Origin of the sequence: Gryllotalpicola koreensis, assembly GCF_039538185.1 — a bacterium.
In the GTDB taxonomy this organism is placed as follows: Bacteria; Actinomycetota; Actinomycetes; order Actinomycetales; family Microbacteriaceae; genus Gryllotalpicola; species Gryllotalpicola koreensis.
Genome location: NZ_BAABBW010000002.1, coordinates 661522 through 681927, shown reverse-complemented (window position 1 = coordinate 681927; position 20406 = coordinate 661522). Strand labels below are relative to the sequence as shown.

The window sequence follows — 20406 nt, the reverse complement described above, 5'->3', positions numbered from 1 at the left end:
GCTCAGGTGCTCGGCTGGCGCAGTCGCGTGGCGAGCAGATCCACGAGCGCGCCGCTGTGAGTCAACTGCGGGTGGTGCCCGGCGCCCGGCACCGAGATCAGCTCCACGTTCGGAAGCGATCCGAGCCACTCAGCCGCGCCGGGGGCGAGCGGGTCGGCGCTTCCCGTCATGATGCGGACCGGGCCGTCGAACCGCCGAAGCGCCTCCCGGAGTTCGGCGCGCCACCGCTGCGATCCCGCCAGAGCGAGCTGCTCGGCCACGTTCTTGGCGCTGCGTCGCCGGAGATCGCTGACGCTGGACTCGAGAGCGACAGCGCTCGCTTCTGCTCCGGTCAGCCGGCGTGACAGCCGTGCCGGGTCTGAGCGGCGCAAGGCGGTGCGCACGAGCGGCCGCAGCTTGGCTGAGATTCCCATCGGAGTCTGGAGGAAGAACGGTGCGATGAGCGTGAGGGAGGCGACGCGCCCCGGGAATCGGTCGGCGGCGACGACGGCCGCCGCCGCACCGAGGGAGTGGCCGGTGAGGTCGGCGGGTTCCGCACCCAACACGGCAGGCAGCCATTGCTCCCAGTCCTGAACGCCTGTTCCATCGCTGAGGCCGAGTCCGGGCAGGTCGACGACCCGGCCCTCGATCCCCGCGCCGACCTCGGCCCACGTGTCCGCGTTGACGGGCAGACCGGGAAGGATCAGCCTGCTGGACCCGGGCACGCCGAGCTCGAACGTCCTCAGGCCGCCGGCGTCGACGAACCGACGGCCATCCGCCCTGGCGGCACCGAAGCGATGCGCGGCCAGGTGGTCGGCCCACCGCTCGAGGGACCTGAGCACATCGGGCATCCTGATCCCGTGCCGGTCAGCGAACTCGGTGGCCGACGCTGTGGGGTAGCGGTCGGTGGACATGAAGCCGAGCGTCTCCGGATCGGCCCCGGTGATCCGCTGGGGCAACCGCGTGATGACGCCGACCGGGATCCTCAACCGGGGAACCTTCGCACCGAGATGTCGGCCGAGGTGCGCGAGCAGGTCTGCGAGCGGGGGAGTGGCGTCATCGAGGACCCAGTAGGCCTCGCCCGCCGCAACCGGGTCGCCCGCTGCTGCCGCCATGAAGGCGGCGAGGTGGTCGACCGTGACGACCGGCAGGAACGTCGTGCTGTTCCCGGGCAGCGCGGCTGCGGTGCCGTTCCAGATCTGCTCGATGGTGGCGGCCAGTCCGATGTGCTGGTCGGACTCCCCGGTCACGCTGTCGCCGATCACGCTGGACGGGTTGACGATGGTCCAGGGGATGCCGCGTTCCAGGGCCCGTGCCTGGAAGATGGCGTCGGATTCCACCTTCGACGCCTCGTAGGCGCCCAACTCCTTGTATACGGCGGTGCGATGGCCGTCTGACCACGGAACAGTGGCGGGGTCCTGGCCACCGACGCGGTAGCCCGACACATGGACGACGCGTCGCAGCTGGGGAAGGCCGGCGGCGAAGTCGATCAGCTTCTCGACGATGCCGACGTTCGCGCTGCGCGCCTCCTCTGCGGTCATCCCGAAGCGGTAGGCCCCGGCGCAGTTGTGGATCTCGGTCACGTCCGCGAAAGCCGGCGCGCCGGCGGCGACGATCTCCGGAGCGTCGAAGTCGACGATCGTCGTGGTGATGCGCCGGGTCAGGCCGCGCTCCCTGAGCCACCGCTCGACGTGGGTGCCGGACTCGGCGCTCCGAACGGCTGCCGTGACGTTCGCACCGGCCTCGGCAAGGGCCAGGACGAGGTGCCGCCCGACCAGCCCCGAGGCCCCGAACACCAGGGCGTGGCGGAAGTCTTCGTGTGATGTCATCGCGTCCCCCCAGCGGTCTGGCTGCGCTGGCTGATGAGCTCTGCCACCACGTCCGCGGCCGACATCAGGGGCTGGGTGCTCCGCATGGCACGCGAGACGATGGTCGCCCCCTCGATCGTCGACACGACGACCGTCGCCAGGGATCGGGCCTCCTCGGCGCTGATACCGCTCGCTGTGAGGAGCGCGGTCGTCGGCGCGATCCACGACTCGAAGGCAGAGACGCACGCCTGCCGCAGCCGATCGCTCTCCGCGCCCATCTCCAAGGTGACGACGGAGACCAGGCATCCCAACCGGAAATCGCCCTCGCTGACGATGGCCGCCAGCGCCTCGATCGCGGCGCGGGCCGCCCCGGCCGCACCGCCCGCGGAGGCCGCGGCCTCCGCGATCAGCGCCTCGAACTGCTGCGCGGCGAGTTCGACCGCTGCGACACCCAGCCCTTCCTTCCCGTCGGGGAAATGGAAGTAGATCGAGCCCTTTGGAGCCGCGGCGTGCTCGATCACGGCGTTCAGGCCCGTGCCGCTATAGCCGCTGGTCTGGATGAGCTCGAGCATGGACTCTGTGAGCCGTGCCTTGGTCAGGTCTCCCTTGGATGCCATGTTCCAATAATAGACCGGTCTATATATTTTCCGAAATGGTGTAGCGGCCCCACTGTCGAAGAGGAAGGTTCGTGAACCGTGACCCTTGCGCGCGGCATCCGATCTCGCTAACGTGCAACCAAATGGTTGTAGATAACGAGATTGACCGCATCTTCCACGCGCTGGCGGACGCCACGCGGCGGGACATCGTCGCCCGCGTGCTGCAGCGACCGCACTCCGTGTCGGAACTCGCGGCCGGCTACGCGATGAGCTTCGCGGCCGTGCAGAAGCACGTCGCGGTGCTCGAGAAGGCGGCACTCGTGAGTAAGAGCAGGAAGGGCCGCGAGCAGCAGGTCAGCGGCGAGGTCGAGACCATCGGCCGCGCCCGCGAGCTGCTCGGCCGCTACGAGCAGCTGTGGCGCACACGCGCGAGCGCGATCGACGCTCTGCTCGCCGCAGAGACGCAGACAGAGTCAGAAACACCACACCACAAATAAGGAGAAGGCATCATGCCCGTCATTTCATCCACCCGCGACCCCGAGGCGCTCAGCCTCACGATCGTGTGCGAGTTCGCCGCGCCCGTCGAACGCATCTGGCAGTTGTGGGAGGACCCGCGCCAGCTCGAGAAGTGGTGGTGCCCCGATCCCTACCCGGCCACCTTCGAGACGCACGACCTGACACCGGGCGGCACCTCGGACTACTTCAGCACGGGCCCGAACGGCGAGTTCCAGCGCGCCTGGTGGGCGACGACCGCGGTCGACAGGCCGCGCCGCCTCGAGTTCGACGGCGGCCTCGCCGACAACGACACGAAGGAGCACGACCCCGACGGCTCGATGCACGGCACCGTCACCTTCGAGTCTATTGAGGCAGGCACCCGGATGACGGCGGTGACCGTCTTCGACTCCGTTCCCTACATGGAGAAGATGCTCGCGATGGGCCACGAAGAGGGCTCGAAGCTGGCGCTGAGCCAGATCGACGCGCTGCTCGCCGAGGTGCCCGCGGCCTGAGGCATCCGCACGGCTTTGCGCCCTGCGAGCGCGAGCGGCAACCTGGCTCGATGCGGGGGAGATCACGGCACCGACGTCATCGGAGTGTCAGGGGCGCAAAGGGGAGTCGTGCCGCGCCGTGCCTCGTCACCGCGGGGAAGGGATTTCGGCCGACACGCCGCGGGCGAGGGGCGACACGCCGATGGGGTGCCCGGATCCCTTCCGCTGGGAAGCGCGCCGACGGCAGCCGAGTCGCCCCTCCTTATTGACTGCAAGTCAGTAGTAGTAGCATCAGGGGCCATGACGGCAGCGACGCCAGAGATGCCGGCGACAGTGCCCGGCACCGCGTTCGACCACGACGTGGTGGTCGTCGGCTCCGGCTTCGGCGGCTCGGTCGCCGCGCTCAGGCTGGCCGAGAAGGGCTACGACGTGCTGGTCTACGAGGCCGGCCGCCGCTTCGAGGACCACGAGTTCGCGAAGACCAACTGGGATGTGCGCAACGCCCTCTGGGCTCCGGCCCTCGGCTGGTACGGCCCGCAGCGCCTGCACAAGCTGCCCGACGTGCTGATCCTCGCCGGGGCGGGTGTCGGCGGCGGCTCGCTCAACTACGCGAATGTGCAGTACGTGCCGGGGGAGTCCTTCTTCACGAGCGGCAGCTGGGCCGGCGTCACAGACTGGCAGCGCGAGCTGGCACCCCACTATGAGACGGCGAAACGGATGCTGGGCACCGTCGAGCACTACCCGTACGACGGCCCCGCCGAGCAGCTCATGAGGAAGGTCGCTGTGCGGCTCGGGGTGCCGGAGACCTTCCGCACCGCACCGACCGGGGTCTACTACGGCACGCGCGGCGCCGAGAGCAGGGGAGTGACGGTGCCCGACCCCTTCTTCGGCGGTGAGGGCCCGGCGCGCACGAGCTGCACGCTCTGCGGCAACTGCATGGTCGGCTGCCGTGTCGGCGCGAAGAACACCCTCGTGAAGAACTACCTCTGGCTCGCCGAGCGGCGCGGCGCCGTCATCCAGCCGATGCGCACGGTGGTCTCGGTGCAGCCGCTGGACGAGAACGACTCAGCCGGCGGCTTCCGGGTGACGACCGAGCGCACCGGCACCGCACTCACCCCGAAGGACCGCCGCACGGTGACGGCCGCCCAGGTCGTGTTCGCCGCAGGCGCGTGGGGCACTCAGAAGCTGCTCCACACGCTCAAGGAGCGTGGCGAGCTGCCGGCGCTCTCGGACGCGCTGGGCCGGCTCACCCGCACCAACTCCGAGGCGCTCGACGGCGCGCTCGCCGTACGCGTGCCGAAGGGGATCGACCTCACCGAGGGCTCCGCGATCACGACCTCGCTCTACGTCGACGAGAAGACGCACGTGCAGAACGTGCGCTATGGCAGGGGATCGAACGCCATGATGGCGCTCGTCACGGCGCTCGCGCCGGGCGGGAAGCCGCTGCACCAGCGACTCGGATTCCTGGTGGGGCGCCTCGCCCGGCATCCGATCACCGAGCTGCGTGCGAGCGTGCCCTGGCGCGCGACCGAGCGCGGCGTGATCGCACTCGTGATGCAGAGCGTGGACAACTCGCTGACGGTGTCTCCGAAGAGGGGGCTTCTCGGCGGCATCCGTCTCACCAGCAGGCAGGGCGACGGCGAGCCGAACCCCGACTGGCTGCCGCAGGCGCACCGCGCGACCGAGGCGATGGCCGAGCAGCTCGAAGCGGACACCGGAATCCGCTCGTTGCCGCGCGGCACCTGGCTCGAGCTGTTCGGGGTGCCGCTGACCGCGCACTTCCTCGGCGGCGCGACGATCTCAGCCGACCCGGAAGGCGGCGTCGTCGACGCCTATCACCGCGTCTGGAACTATCCGGGCCTGCACATCGTCGACGGCTCGACCGTCTCGGCCAACCTCGGCGTGAATCCCGCGCTCACGATCACGGCGCAGGCCGAGCGGGCGTTCGCGCTCTGGCCGCATCGCGGCGAGCAGGACAGGCGCCCTGCCCAGGGCGAGGCGTACCAGGACCTTGACCCGATCGTGATCTGACCCCACTTGACCGCGGCCGACAGCCAGTGCAGAGTGACGTGCGGATCAATGGGGATCCGGGGGATCGCGCAAGCGCCGGCACGTCGAGCAACGACTACGACGAAGTGGTCGCCGACCCCATGGGACTGTGAGGTGCCGGTCCCAGCGCACGTCTTCGAAGCCGGGTGGGGCTCCGGGGACGTCCCTGCCCGCGGCCGGACGGCCGGTGCCGGTTAGCGAACCACGGCGGCGGGAACTGCCCCGGCATGACCAGCGACGCAGATTCCATCAAGATCCCGGGTGCCCCGGCATCCGAACCGCCCTCATTCGATGAGCCGAGCGAAGCGCGTGGGCCGCTGCCGTCGAAGCCCGACCAGTCGGGCCCCGCCACGTTCACGCCGACCGGTGTCGCCACCACCGCACCGCAGGATGCGGTGGCCCAGCAAGGCGAGCGGCTCACCACCGCGCAGGGCCTGCCGCTGCGCGACACGGACCACTCGCTCAAGGCAGGTCGCCGCGGCCCTGTGCTGCTGCAGGACCACCACCTGCGCGAGAAGATCACACACTTCGACCATGAACGGATTCCCGAGCGCGTCGTCCACGCGCGGGGCGCGGCCGCGCACGGCCGCTTCGAGGCGAACGGCGAGGCAGAGCCGTACACGCGCGCCGCGTTCCTGAAGGCGGGCGCCGTGACGGAGACCTTCGTCAGGTTCTCGACCGTGCTCGGCTCGCGCGGCTCGGCCGACACGGTGCGCGACACCCGCGGCTTCGCCACGAAGTTCTACACGAGCGAGGGCGTCTACGACCTCGTCGGCAACAACATCCCCGTGTTCTTCATCCAGGACGCGATCAAGTTCCCCGACATCATCCATGCGGGCAAGCCGCACCCCGACCGCGAGATCCCGCAGGCGCAGTCCGCGCACGACACCTTCTGGGACTTCGTCTCGCTGCACACCGAGGCGCAGCACCACACCATCTGGAACATGTCGGACCGTGGCATCCCCCGCTCCTACCGCATGATGCAGGGCTTCGGCATCCACACCTTCCGCCTCGTGAACGAGGAAGGTGCGACGACGCTCGTCAAGTTCCACTGGCGGCCGCGGCTCGGCACCCACGCCGTCACCTGGGAGGAGGCGCAGCTGATCGCCGGAAAGGACCCCGATTTCCACCGTCGCGACCTCGCCGACGCGATCGAGGCGGGCGCCCACCCCCAGTGGGACTTCGGCATCCAGGTGCTGCCGGATACCGAGGATCAGACCTTCCACGGGATCGATCTGCTCGACCCGACCAAGATCGTGCCTGAGGAGCTCGCACCGGTGAGGATCGTCGGCACGATGACCCTCGACCGGAATCCGAGCAACTACTTCGCCGAGACCGAGCAGGTCGCCTTCCACCCCGGCCACCTCGTGCCGGGCATCGACGTGACGAGCGACCCGCTGCTGCAGGGGCGGCTGTTCTCGTACCTCGACACGCAGATCAGCCGCCTGGGCGGCCCCAACTTCGCGCAGCTGCCGATCAACCGGCCGCACGCCGAGATCAACGACATGCTGCGCGACGGGATGCACCAGACCGCGGTGCACTCCGGCGTCGCCCCCTACCACCCGAACTCCCTCGACGGCGGCTGCCCGTTCCCCGCGATGGTCGCAGGCGGCGACGCGTTCGTGGACGTTCCGCAGCCCATCGGCGGCGAGGCGACCGGCGACATCGTGACTCGTGAGCAGCCCGCGAGCTTCGACGACCACTTCTCACAGGCGCGGCTGTTCTACCGCTCGCTGATGCCCGTCGAGCAGCTGCACATCAGGCAGGCGTACGCGTTCGAGCTCGGCAAGGTCTACGAGCAGGCGATCAAGGAGCGGCAGCTGCAGTGCCTCGCGAACATCGACGGCGAGCTGTGCGCGTTCGTCGCGGACCAGCTCGGCCTGCCCGTGCCCGCCGCGAGCGAGGAAGTGCCCGAGGTCGAGCCCAGCCCGGCGCTGCGCATGGTCACCGCAGAGCGCTGGCCGGCCGACGGGCGCCAGGTCGGCATCATCGTCGATGACGAGACGGATGCCGCAGCCGTGGCATCCGTTCAGGAGGCCCTGCACGCGGCGGGCGCGACGCCGCTCGTCATCGCGCCGCACGGCGGCAAGCTGGGCGAGCTGACCGTGCAGCGCAGCTTCCACACCGCCACGAGCGTCGAGCTCGACGCGGTCGTCGTGCTCGCTCCGGTGGTGGACCCGCGGGTGCTCGAGCTGCTGCGCGAGGCGTTCCGGCATGACAAGGCGATCGGCTTCGCGGGCGACGCCGCGGCGCTGCTCGCGGACGCCGCGATCGCACCGACGGCACCGGGAATCGTGACGGGCGAGCCGGCGGCCGTCACGGCCGGAGTCCTCGAATTGCTGCCGTCGCACCGTGTCTGGGAGCGCGAAGAGGTGTAGAAGAGAAGGGCAAGTGATGAGTGCAGTTCGGGTGTGACAGGGAAGGGCATCCAACATGACGACGGCGTCGGCATCGGAATCATCAGCAACAGGGGGAACGGTTCGCAGCCTCATCCCCGCCCGGCTCGACCGGCTTCCGTGGACGAAGTTCCACTGGTCGGTCGTCGTGGGTCTCGGGGTGGCGTGGATCCTCGACGGTCTGGAAGTGCAGCTCGTCGCGGCCAACGGCTACGCCGACACGCTGCACCTCTCGAGTGCGCAGGTCGGCCTCGTCGGCACGATCTACCTCGTGGGCGAGGTGGTCGGCTCGCTCTACTTCGGCTGGCTCTCCGACCGATTGGGCAGACGCCGGCTGTTCATCCTGACGCTCGCCGTGTACCTGATCGGTAGCGGCATCGGCGGCTTCGCGTTCTCGTTGTGGTTCCTACTGATCTTCCGCTTCGTCGCCGGTGCGGGCATCGGCGGCGAGTACGCCGCGATCAACTCGGCGATCGACGAGCTGATCCCGTCGCACTACCGCGGCCGGGTCGACATCGCGATCAACGGCACCTACTGGGCGGGCGCGGCGATCGGTGCGGCGGCGAGCATCCCGCTGTTCAACCACGATCTCGTCCCGGAGAACTGGGGCTGGCGCATCGCCTTCTGGATCGGACCCGTGATCGGCCTCTTCATCATCTACCTGCGCCGGCACATCCCCGAGAGCCCCCGCTGGCTCGTGACGCACGGCCGCGAGAAGGAGGCCAACGACACGACCGACTACATCGAGGGTCTGGTGAAAGAGCAGGGTGGTGAGCTGACTCCGGTGTCCGATTCGAAGGCGCTCGACCTCAAGCCGATCGAGTACGTGCCGTTCCGGGTGATCGCGCGCACGTTGTTCCGCATCTACCCCAAGCGCACCATCACGGCCGCCGCGATGATGATCACGCAGTCGTTCCTCTACAACGCGATCTTCTTCAGCTACGCGCTCGTGCTGCAGAACTTCTACGGCATCCCGAACGACCACACGGGCTACTTCTTCTTCCCGTTCGCGATCGGCAACCTGGTCGGCCCGCTCGTGCTCGGCCCGCTGTTCGACACGATCGGGCGGCGGAAGATGATCTTCACCACCTACGTCGGCGCGGGCGTGGTGCTGACCATCTCGGCGATCCTGTTCCAGGCGGGAGCCCTGAACGCCGTGTCGCAGACGATCTTCTGGTGCGTGGCGTTCTTCCTGGCATCCGCCGGTGCCTCGAGCGCGTATCTGACCGTCAGCGAGACGTTCCCGCTCGAGCTGCGGGCGCAGGCGATCTCGTACTTCTTCGCCGTCGCCCAGATTGTTGGTGCCGTCGCGCCCTTCCTGTTCGGCGCCCTGGTCGGCGACGGCTCGTCGCGCGGACCGCTCACGATCGGCTACTTCGTCGGCGCCGGCATCATGATGGTCGGCGGCATCATCGCGCTGATCCTGGGCACGGATGCCGAGCGGAAGTCCCTCGAGGACATCTCCGCCCCGATCTCGCTCGTCGTCCAGCATTGACACGCCTCGACGCGCCGGCCCTGACCGGAATCGGAACGATTCGACCAGAATGAGACGGTGAAGACTCTTGCACTGCCGCAGACCCAGCTCACCGCCTCCAACCTGATCCTCGGCCTGATGCGCATCGCCGACCTCGACGACGAGGCGATCCGCACCCTGGTCGGCACCGCCCGCGATGAGGGCATCGACTTCTTCGACCACGCCGACGTCTACGGCGGCGCGCCGCATCGCTGCGAGCAGCGCTTCGGCGACGCCGTGACGTTCACCTCCAGCGAGCGCGAGCAGGTGAAGATCCAGACGAAGACGGGCATCGTGCCCGGGGCCTTCGACTTCTCGAAGGAGCACATCCTCGAGTCGGTGGACGCGTCGCTGCGGGCGCTGCGCACGGACTACATCGACGTCCTTCTGCTGCACCGCCCCGACGCGCTCGTGGAGCCGGAGGAGGTCGCGGCGGCGTTCGATGAGCTCGAGGCGTCGGGGAAGGTGCGGAACTTCGGCGTCTCCAACCACACGCCGGGCCAGGTCGAGCTGCTGAAGAAGTTCGTGCGCCAGCCGCTCGCCTTCAACCAGGTACAGCTGTCGATCACGCACGCCCCGCTGATCGCGGCAGGGGTCGCGGCCAACATGGCGGGGCTCGACCAGTCGATCGACCGCGACAACGGCATCCTCGACTACGCGCGTCTGAACGACATCACGCTGCAGGCGTGGTCCCCGTTCCAGAAGCAGTTCTTCAACGGCGTCTTCCTCGGCGACCGCGAGGAGTACGCAGAGCTCAACGACGCGATCGACGAGCTCGCCGCGAAGTACGGGGTGACGCCGACGGCGATCGCCGTGGCATGGATCACCCGGCACCCCGCGAACTTCCAGGTGGTGCTCGGCACGACGAAGCCGGAGCGCGTGCGCGAAGCGGCGGCAGGCAGTGACCTCCCGCTCACCAGGGTCGAGTGGTACCGCCTCTTCACCGCCGCGGGGTACATCCTGCCGTGAGCGGCTTCGCGAGCGCGGCCCGCTCGGCGCACGCGTAACAAACCGTGCGGGTCGGGTCGGTGTCGGCGCGCAGATTTAGGCTGGCAGGGTGCCCGCGTACGACCCCGATCTTCCCCAGCTCGACAACCCCGCCTGGTACTCGCTGATCGGCGCGCACGCCCGTCACGCCCGCGGCGCGGGCCGGGCGCTGCGCTACGACCCCGAGGTCTCGGTGTGGGGCGCCGTGCCCGATGACGCGACCGCCGACGACTGGGCGGCGCTCGCCGCGCTGCTCGCCCCGGGGGAGGAGATCGCGCTGCCGGGCCGCGAGCTGCCGAAGGGCTGGGCGGGCGACTCGGGGCTCGGCCTGCAGCTGGTCGACTCGGGCTTCGAGCCGCGAGCCGACGACGGCGAGGGCCTTGTCGCGCTCACCGCCGCCGATGTGCCCGAGATGACCGCGCTCGTCGAGCGCACGCAGCCCGGCCCGTTCGCGCCGCGCACGATCGAACTCGGCGGCTACCTGGGGGTCCGTGTCGACGGCCGGCTCGCGGCGATGGCGGGCCGGCGCATGAACCCGGCAGGGTGGGTCGAGATCAGCGCGGTGTGCACCGATGAGGAGTTCCGCGGGCGCGGTTACGCCGCCCGGCTGGTACGCGCTGTGGCATCCGGGATCCGCACAGGCGGCGAGCGCGCGTTCCTGCACGTGCGCGCCGACAATGAGAGCGCGAAGCGCGTCTACGAGCGCCTCGGCTTCGTCCTGCGGCGCGAGTTCCCGTTCAGCTTCGGCCAGCCTGAGAGTCATGTTCTGACAGAACGGGACGCCGCGGCATAGCGTTGAGGCGTGGCAACCCTCACCTCTCCGCACGCCGGCCCGACCTCGCTGGCCGATCTGCGCGCCGACTTCCCCCTGCTCGACCAGAGCGTCAACGGGCATCCGCTCGTCTATCTCGACTCGGCTGCGACGGCGCAACGCCCGCAGGTCGTGCTCGACGCAGAGCTTGAGTTCCTCGAGAAGCGCAACGCGGCCGTGCATCGCGGCGCGCACACGCTCGCGGCCGAGGCGACGGAGGAGTTCGAGGGCGCCCGCGAGGCCGTCGCGCGCTTCGTCGGCGCGCACGCCGACGAGATCGCGTGGCAGGCGAACGCGACGGATGCCTTGAACACGATCGCCTTCGCCATCGGCGCCGCCTCGCGCGGGCGCGGGGGAGAGGCAGCTCGGCGGTTCGCCCTGCGCCCGGGCGACGAGCTCGTCGTCACCGAGGCCGAGCACCACGCCAACCTCATCCCCTGGCAGGAGCTCGCCGCGCAGACCGGAGCCGTGCTGCGCTTCGTGCCCGTCGACGACGACGGGCTGTGGACGATCGAGGACGCCCGTGCCGTCGTCACCGAGAAGACCCGGCTCGTCGCCTTCGCACACGTCTCGAACGTCACGGGCATGGTGGCGCCCGTCGCCGAGCTGGTCGAGCTCGCGGCATCCGTCGGCGCGCTCACCGTGCTCGATGCGTGCCAGTCGGCCCCGCACCGCCCGCTCGAGCTGGGGCGGCTCGGAGTCGACTTCGCCGCGTTCAGCGCGCACAAGATGCTCGGGCCCACCGGGCTCGGCGTGCTCTACGGCCGTCGCGAGCTGCTGAACGCGCTGCCGCCCGGTCGCACCGGCGGCTCGATGATCACGACCGTCACGATGGAGAAGGCCGAGTTCCTGCCCGCGCCCCAGCGCTTCGAGGCGGGCACGCAGCCCGTCTCGCAAGCCGTCGCGCTGGGTGCGGCGGTGGGATATCTGACGGATGCCGGGGTGGCCGCCGTCCACGACCACGAGCTCGCCCTCGCCACGCGCCTCTACGAAGGGCTGGCGGGGATTCCCGGCCTGCGGCTCATCGGCCCGGGCGCCGGCGTGGAGCGCGCCGGTCTCGTCTCCTTCGACGTCGCGGGCGTGCACGCGCACGATGCCGGGCAGTTCCTCGACTCGAGGGGCATCGCGGTGCGCGTCGGCCATCATTGCGCGCAGCCGCTGCACCGCCGCCTCGGGCTCACCGCGAGCGTGCGCGCGAGCGTCTACCTGTACAACACCGCCGACGACGTCGATGTGTTCCTCGAGGCCGCCGCGGGCATCCGTCCGTACTTCGGGCTCTGAGCGAGAGGGAAGAACAGCATGGCCACACCGGAACTCGGCCGCTTCGGAATCTGGGTGGGCGGCCGCGCGAACCCGACACCCGAGCTCGCGTACCACCTCGAGACGCTCGGCTTCGGGGCGCTGTGGCTCGGCGGCCAGCCCGCCGGCCTCGCGCTCGTCGAGGCGGCGATCGCCAACACCAGCACGATCACGGTGGCCACGGGCATCGTGAACATCTGGACGGCCGACGCTCGCGAGCTCGCCGACTCCTACCACCGCATCGAGGCGGCGCACCCTGGGCGGCTGCTCGTCGGTGTCGGCGTCGGGCACCCCGAGGGCCAGGGGGAGAGGGCGCTCAAGCCCTACGGCGCCATGGTCGACTACCTCGACGTGCTCGACGACGAGGGCGTTCCGCTCGACCGCCGCGTGCTCGCCGCGCTCGGCCCGCGCATGCTCGAGCTCGCCCGCGACCGCTCGGCGGGTGCGCACCCCTATCTCGTCACCCCGTCGTACAACGAGAGCGCCCGGGCGATCCTCGGCGCGGGCAAGCTGCTCGCCACCGAGCAGCGCGCAGTGCTGCGCGAAGACGCCGAGGAGGCGCGCGAGCTCGGCCGCCCCAGCGTCGACCGGCCGTACCTCGGCCTGCGCAACTACGTGAACAACCTGAAGCGGCTCGGCTACAGCGCCGAGGACGTCGAGAGCCCCGGCAGCGACCGCCTCATCGACGACCTCGTGGTCTACGGCGACGACGCCGCGATCGAGGCACGTCTCAGTGCGCACCTGCGGGCGGGGGCGGATCACGTCGCGGTGCAGCTGGTGCAGGCATCCGATGACGACGTGCCGGCAGGCTACACGCACCTCGCCCGCGCGCTGGGCTTGCCGCGCGACGCCGGCGTGCAAGGCTGAGGACGTGCCGTACTCCGCCGCGGAAGACCGCTACCAGTCCATCCCGTACCGCCGCACCGGCCGCAGCGGCTTGCAGCTGCCGGCCGTCTCGCTCGGCCTGTGGCAGAACTTCGGCGACACGGCGCCGCTCGAGAACCAGCGGGCGATCCTGCGCCGCGCGTTCGATCTCGGCGTCACGCACTTCGATCTCGCCAACAACTACGGGCCGCCCGCCGGCAGCGCAGAGACCAACTTCGGCCGCATCTTCGCGGATGACTTCCGGCCGTACCGGGACGAGCTGATCATCTCGACCAAGGCCGGCTACAAGATGTTCGACGGCCCCTACGGCGAATGGGGCAGCCGCAAGTACCTGCTCTCGAGCCTCGACGCGTCGCTCGGGCGGATGGGCCTCGACTACGTCGACATCTTCTACTCGCACCGCGCCGACCCCGACACCCCGCTCGAAGAGACCATGGGCGCGCTCGACCAGGCCGTGCGCAGCGGCAAGGCGCTGTATGCCGGCATCTCGAGCTATTCGCCGGCGCGCACGCGCGAGGCGGTCGCGATCCTGCGCGAGCTCGGCACGCCCATCGTCATCCACCAGCCGAGCTATTCGATGTTCAACCGCTGGATCGAGGCGCCGGGCGAGGCCGGCGAGAGCCTGCTCGACACGGTCGGCGAGCTCGGCCTCGGCCTGATCGCGTTCAGCCCGCTCGCGCAGGGCCTGCTGACGAGCAAGTACCTGAACGGCGTGCCGGAGGGATCGCGCGCGACCAAGGCGCCGTCCTGGCGCGAGGGATTCCTCACCGACGAGGTCCTCGCGCGCGTGCGCGCGCTCAACGCGATCGCGGAAGCGCGCGGTCAGAGCCTCGCGCAGCTCGCGATCGCCTGGGTGCTGCGGGACGCCAGGGTCACGTCGGCTCTCATCGGGGCGTCGAGCGTCGCCCAGCTCGAGGACAATCTCGCCGCGCTCTCGAGGCTCGATTTCACGGCCGACGAGCTCGCCGAGATCGACCGCTACGCGGTCGACGCGGGCATCAACATCTGGCAGCGGTCCAGCGACGTGGATTGACTACCGGTCACGGTGTCTTTTCGCGCAAATAACACGTTCTTATGAATTCGCCAAGGTCGCTCGCCGTGAATTGACCGAGAGTACATGATCTGGAAAGGTGTCCGCGTAACCCATCCGGGGGCCGCGGCCCTCGTGCGAGGAGAACCTTTCATGACCACTACTCGAACGCAGACCCTGTCCCTGCCGGACACCGGTCTCAAGCGGCAGATCGGCTTCATCGGCCTGATGTGGGCCTCGGCAGGATCGATCATCGGCTCCGGCTGGCTGTACGGCGCACAGAAGGGCCTCGCCGCGGCAGGCCCCGCCGTCATCTGGTCCTGGATCATCGGCGCCGTCGCCATCCTGATCCTGGCGCTCGTGCACGCCGAGCTCGGCGGCATGTACCCGATCGCCGGCGGCACGGCGCGCTTCCCGCACCTCGCCTTCGGCGGCATCGCGGGCGGCGCCTTCGGCTGGTTCTCGTGGCTGCAGGCCGTGACGGTCGCGCCGATCGAGGTCATGGCGATGCTCGGCTACTGGCAGTCCCTCGCGCGCACGGAGCACTGGGGCTTCGGCGCGAACTTCCAGCATCCGAAGACCGAGATCCTGACGCCGAGCGGCATCGTCGCCGCGGTCATCGTCATGGCGGTGTTCACCGCGATCAACTTCTTCTCCATCCGCGCGCTGGCGAACACCAACAGCGCCGCGACCTGGTGGAAGATCGGCGTGCCCGTGCTCGCGATCTTCGTGCTCGCCATCATCAACTTCCACGGCAGCAACTTCGGCGCGGGCGAGAGCTTCGCCCCGAGCGGCCTCAAGGGCGTCCTGTCCGCGCTGCCCTCCGCGGGCATCGTCTTCGCGCTCCTCGGCTTCGAGCAGGCCGACCAGCTGGCGGGCGAGTCCGCCAACCCGAAGCGCGACATCCCGCGCGCGGTGATCGGCTCGGTCTTCATCGGCCTCATCATCTATCTGGCCCTTCAGGTGGTCTTCATCGCCGCCATCCCCGGCGACCACCTGCTCGGAACCTGGGCGAAGACCGCCGCGCAGTACGCCTCCGGCCCGTTCGCGCTGCTCGCCACCGCGGTCGGCGTCGGCTGGCTCGCGGTCGTGCTCTACGTCGACGCCGTCATCTCGCCCGGTGGCACCGGCCTGATCTACTTCACGGCGACGAGCCGCGTCTCCTACGGCCTGTCGAAGAACGGCTACTTCCCGAAGCTGTTCGAATCGACGACCCGTCGCGGCGTGCCGTGGTTCGGGCTCATCATCGCGTGGATCTTCGGCTGCGTCTGCTTCCTGCCGTTCCCGAGCTGGCAGTCGCTCGTCAACCTGATCACGAGCGCCTCGGTGCTCATGTATGCCGGCGCCCCGCTCGCCTTCGGCGCATTCCGCAGGCGGATCCCCGACGTCGAGCGGCCGTTCCGGCTTCCCGGCGGCGCCGTTCTCGCCCCGATCGCGTTCATCGTCTCGAACTGGATCATCCTCTGGACGGGCTGGCTCACCGACTACAAGCTCGGCATCTGCATCCTGATCGGCATCGCGATCATCATCCTGACGCGCGTGTTCAAGCTCAACCCGATCCCCGTGCACTTCAACTGGCGGGCGGCGCAGTGGCTGCTGCCGTACCTGATCGGCCTCGGCCTGATCGTCTTCCTCTCCGACTGGAACACGGACGCGAACGGCACGATCACGGGCCCCGACTGGCTGCCCTTCGGGTGGGACATGGGGGTGACCGCGGCGTTCAGCCTGGTCATCTACTTCTGGGCCGTCCACAGCTCGGTGGGCACCGAGGGCATCCTGCAGATGGCCGAGGAGACCTCCGCGCACGCCGAGCAGGAGACCGCGGAACTCGGCGCACCGATCGCCGGGTGACGCCGCTCTGACCGGAGCGGGGCGCGGGAGGAATCCCGTGCCCCGTTTTTCGGCATCCGGAATAACTGGATATCCGTACGGATTTACAGATAACATGACGGCGATGGATGTGCTGCGGATGCTGGGGGATGGGCTTGTCGATGCCTTCTCCATGTTCTGGGAGACGCTCTGGGCGCTCTTCCTCGGCTTCGCTCTCTCGGGGGCGGTGCAGGCCTTCGTCTCGCGCGCACGCATGCAGCGCATGCTCGGCGACCACCGCCCCGCGACGCTCGCGAAGGCGACGTTCTGGGGCATGGTGAGCTCGTCCTGCTCGTATGCGGCGAGCGCGCTCGCGAAGACGCTGTTCCGCCGGGGTGCCGACTTCACGACCTCGCTCGTGTTCATGATCGCGAGCACGAACCTCGTGATCGAGCTGGGGCTCGTGCTGTGGCTGCTGCTCGGCTGGCAGTTCGCGCTCGCCGAGCTCGTCGGCGGGGCGATCATGATCGCGCTGATCGGCCTGATCGGGCCGCGCGTGCTGGGCGGCCGCACGGGCGAGTCGGCGCGCGACCATCTCGACCGCTTCGAGAGCGGCGGGAGTCACGAGCACCAGCACGACCACGGCGGCGCGGCGCACGATGAGGTTCCGCTACGGCAGCGGCTGCGCAGCCGCGAGGGCTGGGGCGACGCGGCGGGCTACATGATCAGCGATCTGACGATGATCCGCAAAGAGCTCGTGATCGGCTTCGTCGTCGCCGGATTCATCACCGTGCTCGTGCCCGACGCCGTGTGGCAGTCGCTGTTCGCCACCGGTCACGGCTTCTGGTCGAGCCTCGAGAACGTCGTCGTCGGTCCGTTCCTCGCGATCATCAGCTTCGTCTGCTCGGTCGGCAACGTGCCGCTCGCCGCGACGCTCTGGCATGGCGGTGCGAGCTTCGGCGGAGTCGTCGCCTTCGTGTTCGCCGACCTGATCGCGCTGCCGCTGCTCGTGATCTACCGCCGCTACTTCGGCACGCGCGTCACCCTGCGCATCCTCGCCCTGTTCTGGGCGACGATGAGCGCGGCGGGGCTCGCGGTCGAGTACCTGTTCCGGTGGGTACGGATTCCTGAGCCCGAGCCCATCCACGCCATGACCGGCCACGGCATCGCCTGGGACCACACGACCTGGCTCAACCTCGCCGCGCTCGTGCTGTTCGCCGTCATGTACGGGCTGTACCGCGCCCGCCGTCGCAGCGCCGGGGCGGCGGGGAAGTACGCCAAGGACCCCGTGTGCGGCATGCAGGTCGAGATCGCGAACGCGCCGGCCGCCCGCATCCGCGGCGGCGAGACCTTCTACTTCTGCTCAGACCGCTGCGCCCGGCGCTTCGATGAGAGGGCTCTGCCCGAGGAAAGGAACGATGAGATGAGCGACCACCACGGTATGAGCCACGACCCGAACGGAACGCATCGCGACCCGGTGTGCGGCATGGCGGTGAGCCCCGAGACCGCGGCGGCGAGCGCCGAGTACGACGGGCAGACCTATTACTTCTGCTCGACCGGATGCCGCACCGCATTCGACCTGAAGCCCGAAGCGTTCCTGGCGGCGAGATGACGCTGCAGCACGAGCATCCGATCGACGCCGACGCGGTCGAGCAGGCGCGCGGCGCCGTGCCGAGCGCCGACGAGACGGCCCGACTCGCGGGTCTGCTCTCGGTGATGGCCGACCCGCTGCGCCTGCGCATCGTGTTCGCCCTCGACGAGACCGAGGAGCTCTGCGTCGGCGACCTCGCCCTCGCCCTCGATGTCAGCGAGGACGCCGCCGGGTACGCGCTGCGCCTGCTGCGCGCGGCCGGCCTCGTCGTGACGCGCAAGCACGGCCGGGTCGTCTACAACCGGCTCTCGCCCGACTTCCCCGAGCCGCTGCTGCACTACTGCCTGCGCGAGCTCATCAAGATCACGGCGTGAGCCCGGCGGTCGAGTAGCGCGGCTCGCCGCGCGTATCGAGACCCGTTAGCTGCGCCTGATCGTTCCGTAGACCCCACCCGTCACGGCAAGGAGATCCCCAGGCGCCAGCTCGAGGTCGAACCCGCGCCGGCCGCCCGACACGAGGATCGTCGCGAACCCCTCCGCCGACGCGTCGAGCACCGTCGGCAGCGGCGTGCGCTGCCCGACGGGCGAGATGCCGCCGACGACATAGCCGCTCTTGCGCTCGGCGACCTTGGACTCGGCGAGCTCGGCCTTCTTCCCGCCCAGCGCGGCCGCGAGCGCCTTGAGGTCGAGCATCGCGTCGACGGGCACGATGCCGATGCCGAGACCGCCCGGGGCATCCGTCGCCACCATCAGCGTCTTGAACACGCGCGCCGCCTCGATGCCGAGCTCGCGCGCGGCCTCTGCGCCGAAATCGGTGACGCCCGGGTCGTGCACGTAGCTGTGCGGGGTGAAGCGGATGCCTGCGCGCACGAGCGCTGCGGTGGCGGCGGTGGTCGGTGCAGCGTTCTTCTTGGCCATGGCAGTCACCAGTATCCCCGGCCGGCGGGCGGCACTAGTGCGATGACAGCCCGCCGAGCAGTGCGGTCAGCACCCGGGTGAGCCGCGGCCCCACCTCCACGATCGCGTGGCCGAGCCGCGGGTCACTGCGATAGAGCGCCTCGACCTCGGGTCCGGGCGTGGCCATCTGCCACAGCGCCCCTGCCATGCTCGTGGCCGTCGCGATGACGTCGACGCGCTGCTGCTCCGAGAGCCCGAGCAACCGGGTGAGCTCCGCGCCGATCGCGTCGACCTCCTCCAGCGTGACGAGTTTGAACTCGCGCACGGATTCCAGCGAGACGTTGCGCTCGAGGTTGAGCGGCGCCTGCGCGAGCAGGTCGCAGAACATCGGCCGGGCGACGAGCGAGTCGGCGATCGCCCGCGCGACGGCCGCGGGGGAGGAATCCGTCTGCTCCTGCAGGGCGGGCACGAGTGCGCCGCCCCACTCACGCCACCCCGTCGCCGTCAGCCTGAGGAAGATCTGCTCGCGCGTCTCGAAGTAGCGCAGCAGCGCCGACTTGTGCATGCCGACCTCGGCGGCGATCTCGGTGAGGGTGACGGTGCGGATGCCGGCGCGCGCGCCCAGCCGCGTCGCCGCATCGAGGATCGTCTGCTCGCGCTGCTGCTTCGCATCCGCGCTGCGGGCGCGCTGGAACTCGGTCGTGGCCACGCCACAATTTTAACACAACTGAGTTGCATTAATAATAAAACGGTGTTGTAATAAACGCATGACGTCGAATACTCAGACCTGGTTCATCACCGGCTCCTCGCGCGGCTTCGGCCGCGCCCTCGCCGAGGCGGCGCTCGAGGCGGGCGATCGCGTCGTCGCGACCGCGCGCCGTCCGGAGCAGCTCGCCGAGTTGGCAACGGAATACGGCGAGCGCGTGCTGCCGCTCGCGCTGGACGTGACGGATGCTGCAGCCGCCCGCGCCGCGATCGAGCAAGCGGTCGCCCGCTTCGGCCGCATCGACGTGCTCGTTAACAACGCCGGCTACGCGAACGTCGCGCCTATCGAGACGGGGGAGGAGGCTGACTTCCGCACCCAGTTCGAGACGAACTTCTGGGGCGTGTACAACGTGACGCGAGCGGCGATCCCGCAGCTGCGCACGCAGGGCGGAGGCCTCGTCGTGCAGTTCTCGTCGGTCGGCGGTCGGGTGGGGGGATCGCCGGGCATCGCGAGCTACCAGGCGGCGAAGTTCGCCGTCGACGGCTTCACGCGGGTGCTCGCCGCCGAGACCGCGCCGTTCGGCATCCGCACCCTGGTCATCGAGCCGAGCGGTTTCGCGACCGACTGGGCCGGCGCCTCGATGACGGTGCACGACGCGCCCGCCGAGTACGAGCAGACCGTCGGCGCGATGAACACGCGCATGCGCCAGACCGGCTCGCGCCCCGCCGGCGACCCGAAGCGGGCGGCCGAGATCATCGTGCAGACGGCGAAGCGTGCGGACATCCCCTCGCACCTGCCGCTCGGCGTGAACGCGGTCGACATGTCGATCGCCTACTCCGAGGCGCAGCTCGCCGAGGCCCGGCGTTGGCAGGCGGTCAGCCGCTCGGCCGACTTCGCCGAGGAGTACCCCGTCGAGTTCCCTGCAGACGCCGCCTGACGCACCATTCCTCTGATCGTGCTCGTGCTCGTGCTCGTGCTCGTGCGCGGCGACAATGGACGTCGGAATCGTGGCCGCTGAGTGACATCTGGTGTCGCCGGGGCGCCCCCGTGCCGCGGTGGAGTGAG

At 69.7% G+C, this 20406-nt stretch carries 18 protein-coding genes; 14 read left to right on the top strand and 4 right to left on the bottom strand.

The genetic code is table 11. The features are described from left to right. Positions 1-2: 2 nt before the first annotated feature. Together ABD708_RS08210 and ABD708_RS08205 are read right to left on the bottom strand one after the other, a co-directional pair. Positions 3-1808 (bottom strand): alpha/beta fold hydrolase, encoded by a 1806-nt coding sequence (locus ABD708_RS08210; RefSeq protein ID WP_344753178.1) that lies wholly within the window; start codon positions 1806-1808, stop codon positions 3-5. After that, positions 1805-2404 carry a TetR/AcrR family transcriptional regulator gene (locus ABD708_RS08205; RefSeq protein WP_344753176.1) on the bottom strand — a complete coding sequence of 200 codons (600 nt, stop codon included), beginning with the start codon at positions 2402-2404 and terminating at the stop codon, positions 1805-1807. Before ABD708_RS08205 ends, ABD708_RS08210 begins: the two co-directional genes overlap by 4 nt. Positions 2405-2526: 122 nt before the next feature. Here ABD708_RS08205 and ABD708_RS08200 point away from each other — a divergent pair, with 122 nt between their 5' ends. From ABD708_RS08200 to ABD708_RS08140, 13 genes are all read left to right on the top strand, one after another. Then, on the top strand, positions 2527-2880 hold the full coding sequence (locus ABD708_RS08200) for an ArsR/SmtB family transcription factor (RefSeq protein WP_344753174.1): 354 nt from the start codon (positions 2527-2529) through the stop codon (positions 2878-2880). Between the two features lie 12 nt (positions 2881-2892). Beyond that, positions 2893-3390, top strand: a complete 498-nt coding sequence (locus ABD708_RS08195) for an SRPBCC family protein (protein WP_344753172.1) — start codon at positions 2893-2895, stop codon at positions 3388-3390. Positions 3391-3669: 279 nt separating this feature from the next. Further along, entirely contained in the window at positions 3670-5400 is a 1731-nt protein-coding gene (locus ABD708_RS08190) for a GMC oxidoreductase (RefSeq protein WP_344753170.1), read from the top strand. Between the two features lie 245 nt (positions 5401-5645). Further along, a complete protein-coding gene (locus ABD708_RS08185) occupies positions 5646-7796 on the top strand; it encodes a catalase (RefSeq protein ID WP_344753168.1) in 2151 nt (716 codons plus the stop codon). Positions 7797-7851: 55 nt separating this feature from the next. Continuing rightward, complete coding sequence (locus ABD708_RS08180; protein WP_344753166.1) at positions 7852-9309, top strand: MFS transporter; 1458 nt, start codon at positions 7852-7854, stop codon at positions 9307-9309. A 57-nt stretch (positions 9310-9366) separates the two neighbouring features. Continuing rightward, positions 9367-10296, top strand: coding sequence for an aldo/keto reductase (locus ABD708_RS08175; RefSeq protein WP_344753164.1), 930 nt, complete (start codon positions 9367-9369; stop codon positions 10294-10296). 88 nt (positions 10297-10384) lie between these two features. Further along, positions 10385-11107, top strand: a complete 723-nt coding sequence (locus tag ABD708_RS08170) for a GNAT family N-acetyltransferase (protein WP_344753162.1) — start codon at positions 10385-10387, stop codon at positions 11105-11107. A gap of 9 nt (positions 11108-11116) precedes the next feature. Further along, on the top strand, positions 11117-12406 hold the full coding sequence (locus ABD708_RS08165) for a SufS family cysteine desulfurase (RefSeq protein WP_344753160.1): 1290 nt from the start codon (positions 11117-11119) through the stop codon (positions 12404-12406). 18 nt (positions 12407-12424) lie between these two features. After that, positions 12425-13291, top strand: a complete 867-nt coding sequence (locus tag ABD708_RS08160; protein ID WP_344753158.1) for an LLM class F420-dependent oxidoreductase — start codon at positions 12425-12427, stop codon at positions 13289-13291. Positions 13292-13295: 4 nt separating this feature from the next. Continuing rightward, entirely contained in the window at positions 13296-14342 is a 1047-nt protein-coding gene (gene mgrA, locus ABD708_RS08155; RefSeq protein ID WP_344753155.1) for an L-glyceraldehyde 3-phosphate reductase, read from the top strand. Between the two features lie 150 nt (positions 14343-14492). Further along, a complete protein-coding gene (locus tag ABD708_RS08150) occupies positions 14493-16190 on the top strand; it encodes an APC family permease (protein ID WP_344753152.1) in 1698 nt (565 codons plus the stop codon). A 94-nt stretch (positions 16191-16284) separates the two neighbouring features. Further along, positions 16285-17760, top strand: coding sequence for a permease (locus ABD708_RS08145; protein WP_344753149.1), 1476 nt, complete (start codon positions 16285-16287; stop codon positions 17758-17760). Further along, positions 17757-18113, top strand: coding sequence for an ArsR/SmtB family transcription factor (locus tag ABD708_RS08140; RefSeq protein ID WP_344753146.1), 357 nt, complete (start codon positions 17757-17759; stop codon positions 18111-18113). Before ABD708_RS08145 ends, ABD708_RS08140 begins: the two co-directional genes overlap by 4 nt. 45 nt (positions 18114-18158) lie before the next feature. Here ABD708_RS08140 and ybaK read toward each other — a convergent pair whose 3' ends face one another. Together ybaK and ABD708_RS08130 are read right to left on the bottom strand one after the other, a co-directional pair. Beyond that, positions 18159-18656, bottom strand: coding sequence for a Cys-tRNA(Pro) deacylase (gene ybaK / locus ABD708_RS08135; protein ID WP_344753142.1), 498 nt, complete (start codon positions 18654-18656; stop codon positions 18159-18161). A 34-nt stretch (positions 18657-18690) separates the two neighbouring features. After that, positions 18691-19344 carry a TetR/AcrR family transcriptional regulator gene (locus tag ABD708_RS08130; protein ID WP_344753139.1) on the bottom strand — a complete coding sequence of 218 codons (654 nt, stop codon included), beginning with the start codon at positions 19342-19344 and terminating at the stop codon, positions 18691-18693. A 58-nt stretch (positions 19345-19402) separates the two neighbouring features. On the opposite strand from ABD708_RS08130, the gene ABD708_RS08125 reads away from it, so the two are divergent. Next, on the top strand, positions 19403-20278 hold the full coding sequence (locus ABD708_RS08125) for an SDR family NAD(P)-dependent oxidoreductase (RefSeq protein WP_344753136.1): 876 nt from the start codon (positions 19403-19405) through the stop codon (positions 20276-20278). Positions 20279-20406: the final 128 nt, after the last annotated feature.

Bases quoted from the DNA above. Each gene is read 5' to 3' on its own strand.
- ABD708_RS08210 (WP_344753178.1), bottom strand. From the start codon at position 1,808: ATGACATCACACGAAGACTTCCGCCACGCCCTGGTGTTCGGGGCCTCG.
- ABD708_RS08205 (WP_344753176.1), bottom strand. From the start codon at position 2,404: ATGGCATCCAAGGGAGACCTGACCAAGGCACGGCTCACAGAGTCCATG.
- ABD708_RS08200 (WP_344753174.1), top strand. From the start codon at position 2,527: ATGGTTGTAGATAACGAGATTGACCGCATCTTCCACGCGCTGGCGGAC.
- ABD708_RS08195 (WP_344753172.1), top strand. From the start codon at position 2,893: ATGCCCGTCATTTCATCCACCCGCGACCCCGAGGCGCTCAGCCTCACG.
- ABD708_RS08190 (WP_344753170.1), top strand. From the start codon at position 3,670: ATGACGGCAGCGACGCCAGAGATGCCGGCGACAGTGCCCGGCACCGCG.
- ABD708_RS08185 (WP_344753168.1), top strand. From the start codon at position 5,646: ATGACCAGCGACGCAGATTCCATCAAGATCCCGGGTGCCCCGGCATCC.
- ABD708_RS08180 (WP_344753166.1), top strand. From the start codon at position 7,852: ATGACGACGGCGTCGGCATCGGAATCATCAGCAACAGGGGGAACGGTT.
- ABD708_RS08160 (WP_344753158.1), top strand. From the start codon at position 12,425: ATGGCCACACCGGAACTCGGCCGCTTCGGAATCTGGGTGGGCGGCCGC.
- ABD708_RS08150 (WP_344753152.1), top strand. From the start codon at position 14,493: ATGACCACTACTCGAACGCAGACCCTGTCCCTGCCGGACACCGGTCTC.
- ABD708_RS08145 (WP_344753149.1), top strand. From the start codon at position 16,285: ATGACGGCGATGGATGTGCTGCGGATGCTGGGGGATGGGCTTGTCGAT.
- ABD708_RS08140 (WP_344753146.1), top strand. From the start codon at position 17,757: ATGACGCTGCAGCACGAGCATCCGATCGACGCCGACGCGGTCGAGCAG.
- ybaK (WP_344753142.1), bottom strand. From the start codon at position 18,656: ATGGCCAAGAAGAACGCTGCACCGACCACCGCCGCCACCGCAGCGCTC.
- ABD708_RS08125 (WP_344753136.1), top strand. From the start codon at position 19,403: ATGACGTCGAATACTCAGACCTGGTTCATCACCGGCTCCTCGCGCGGC.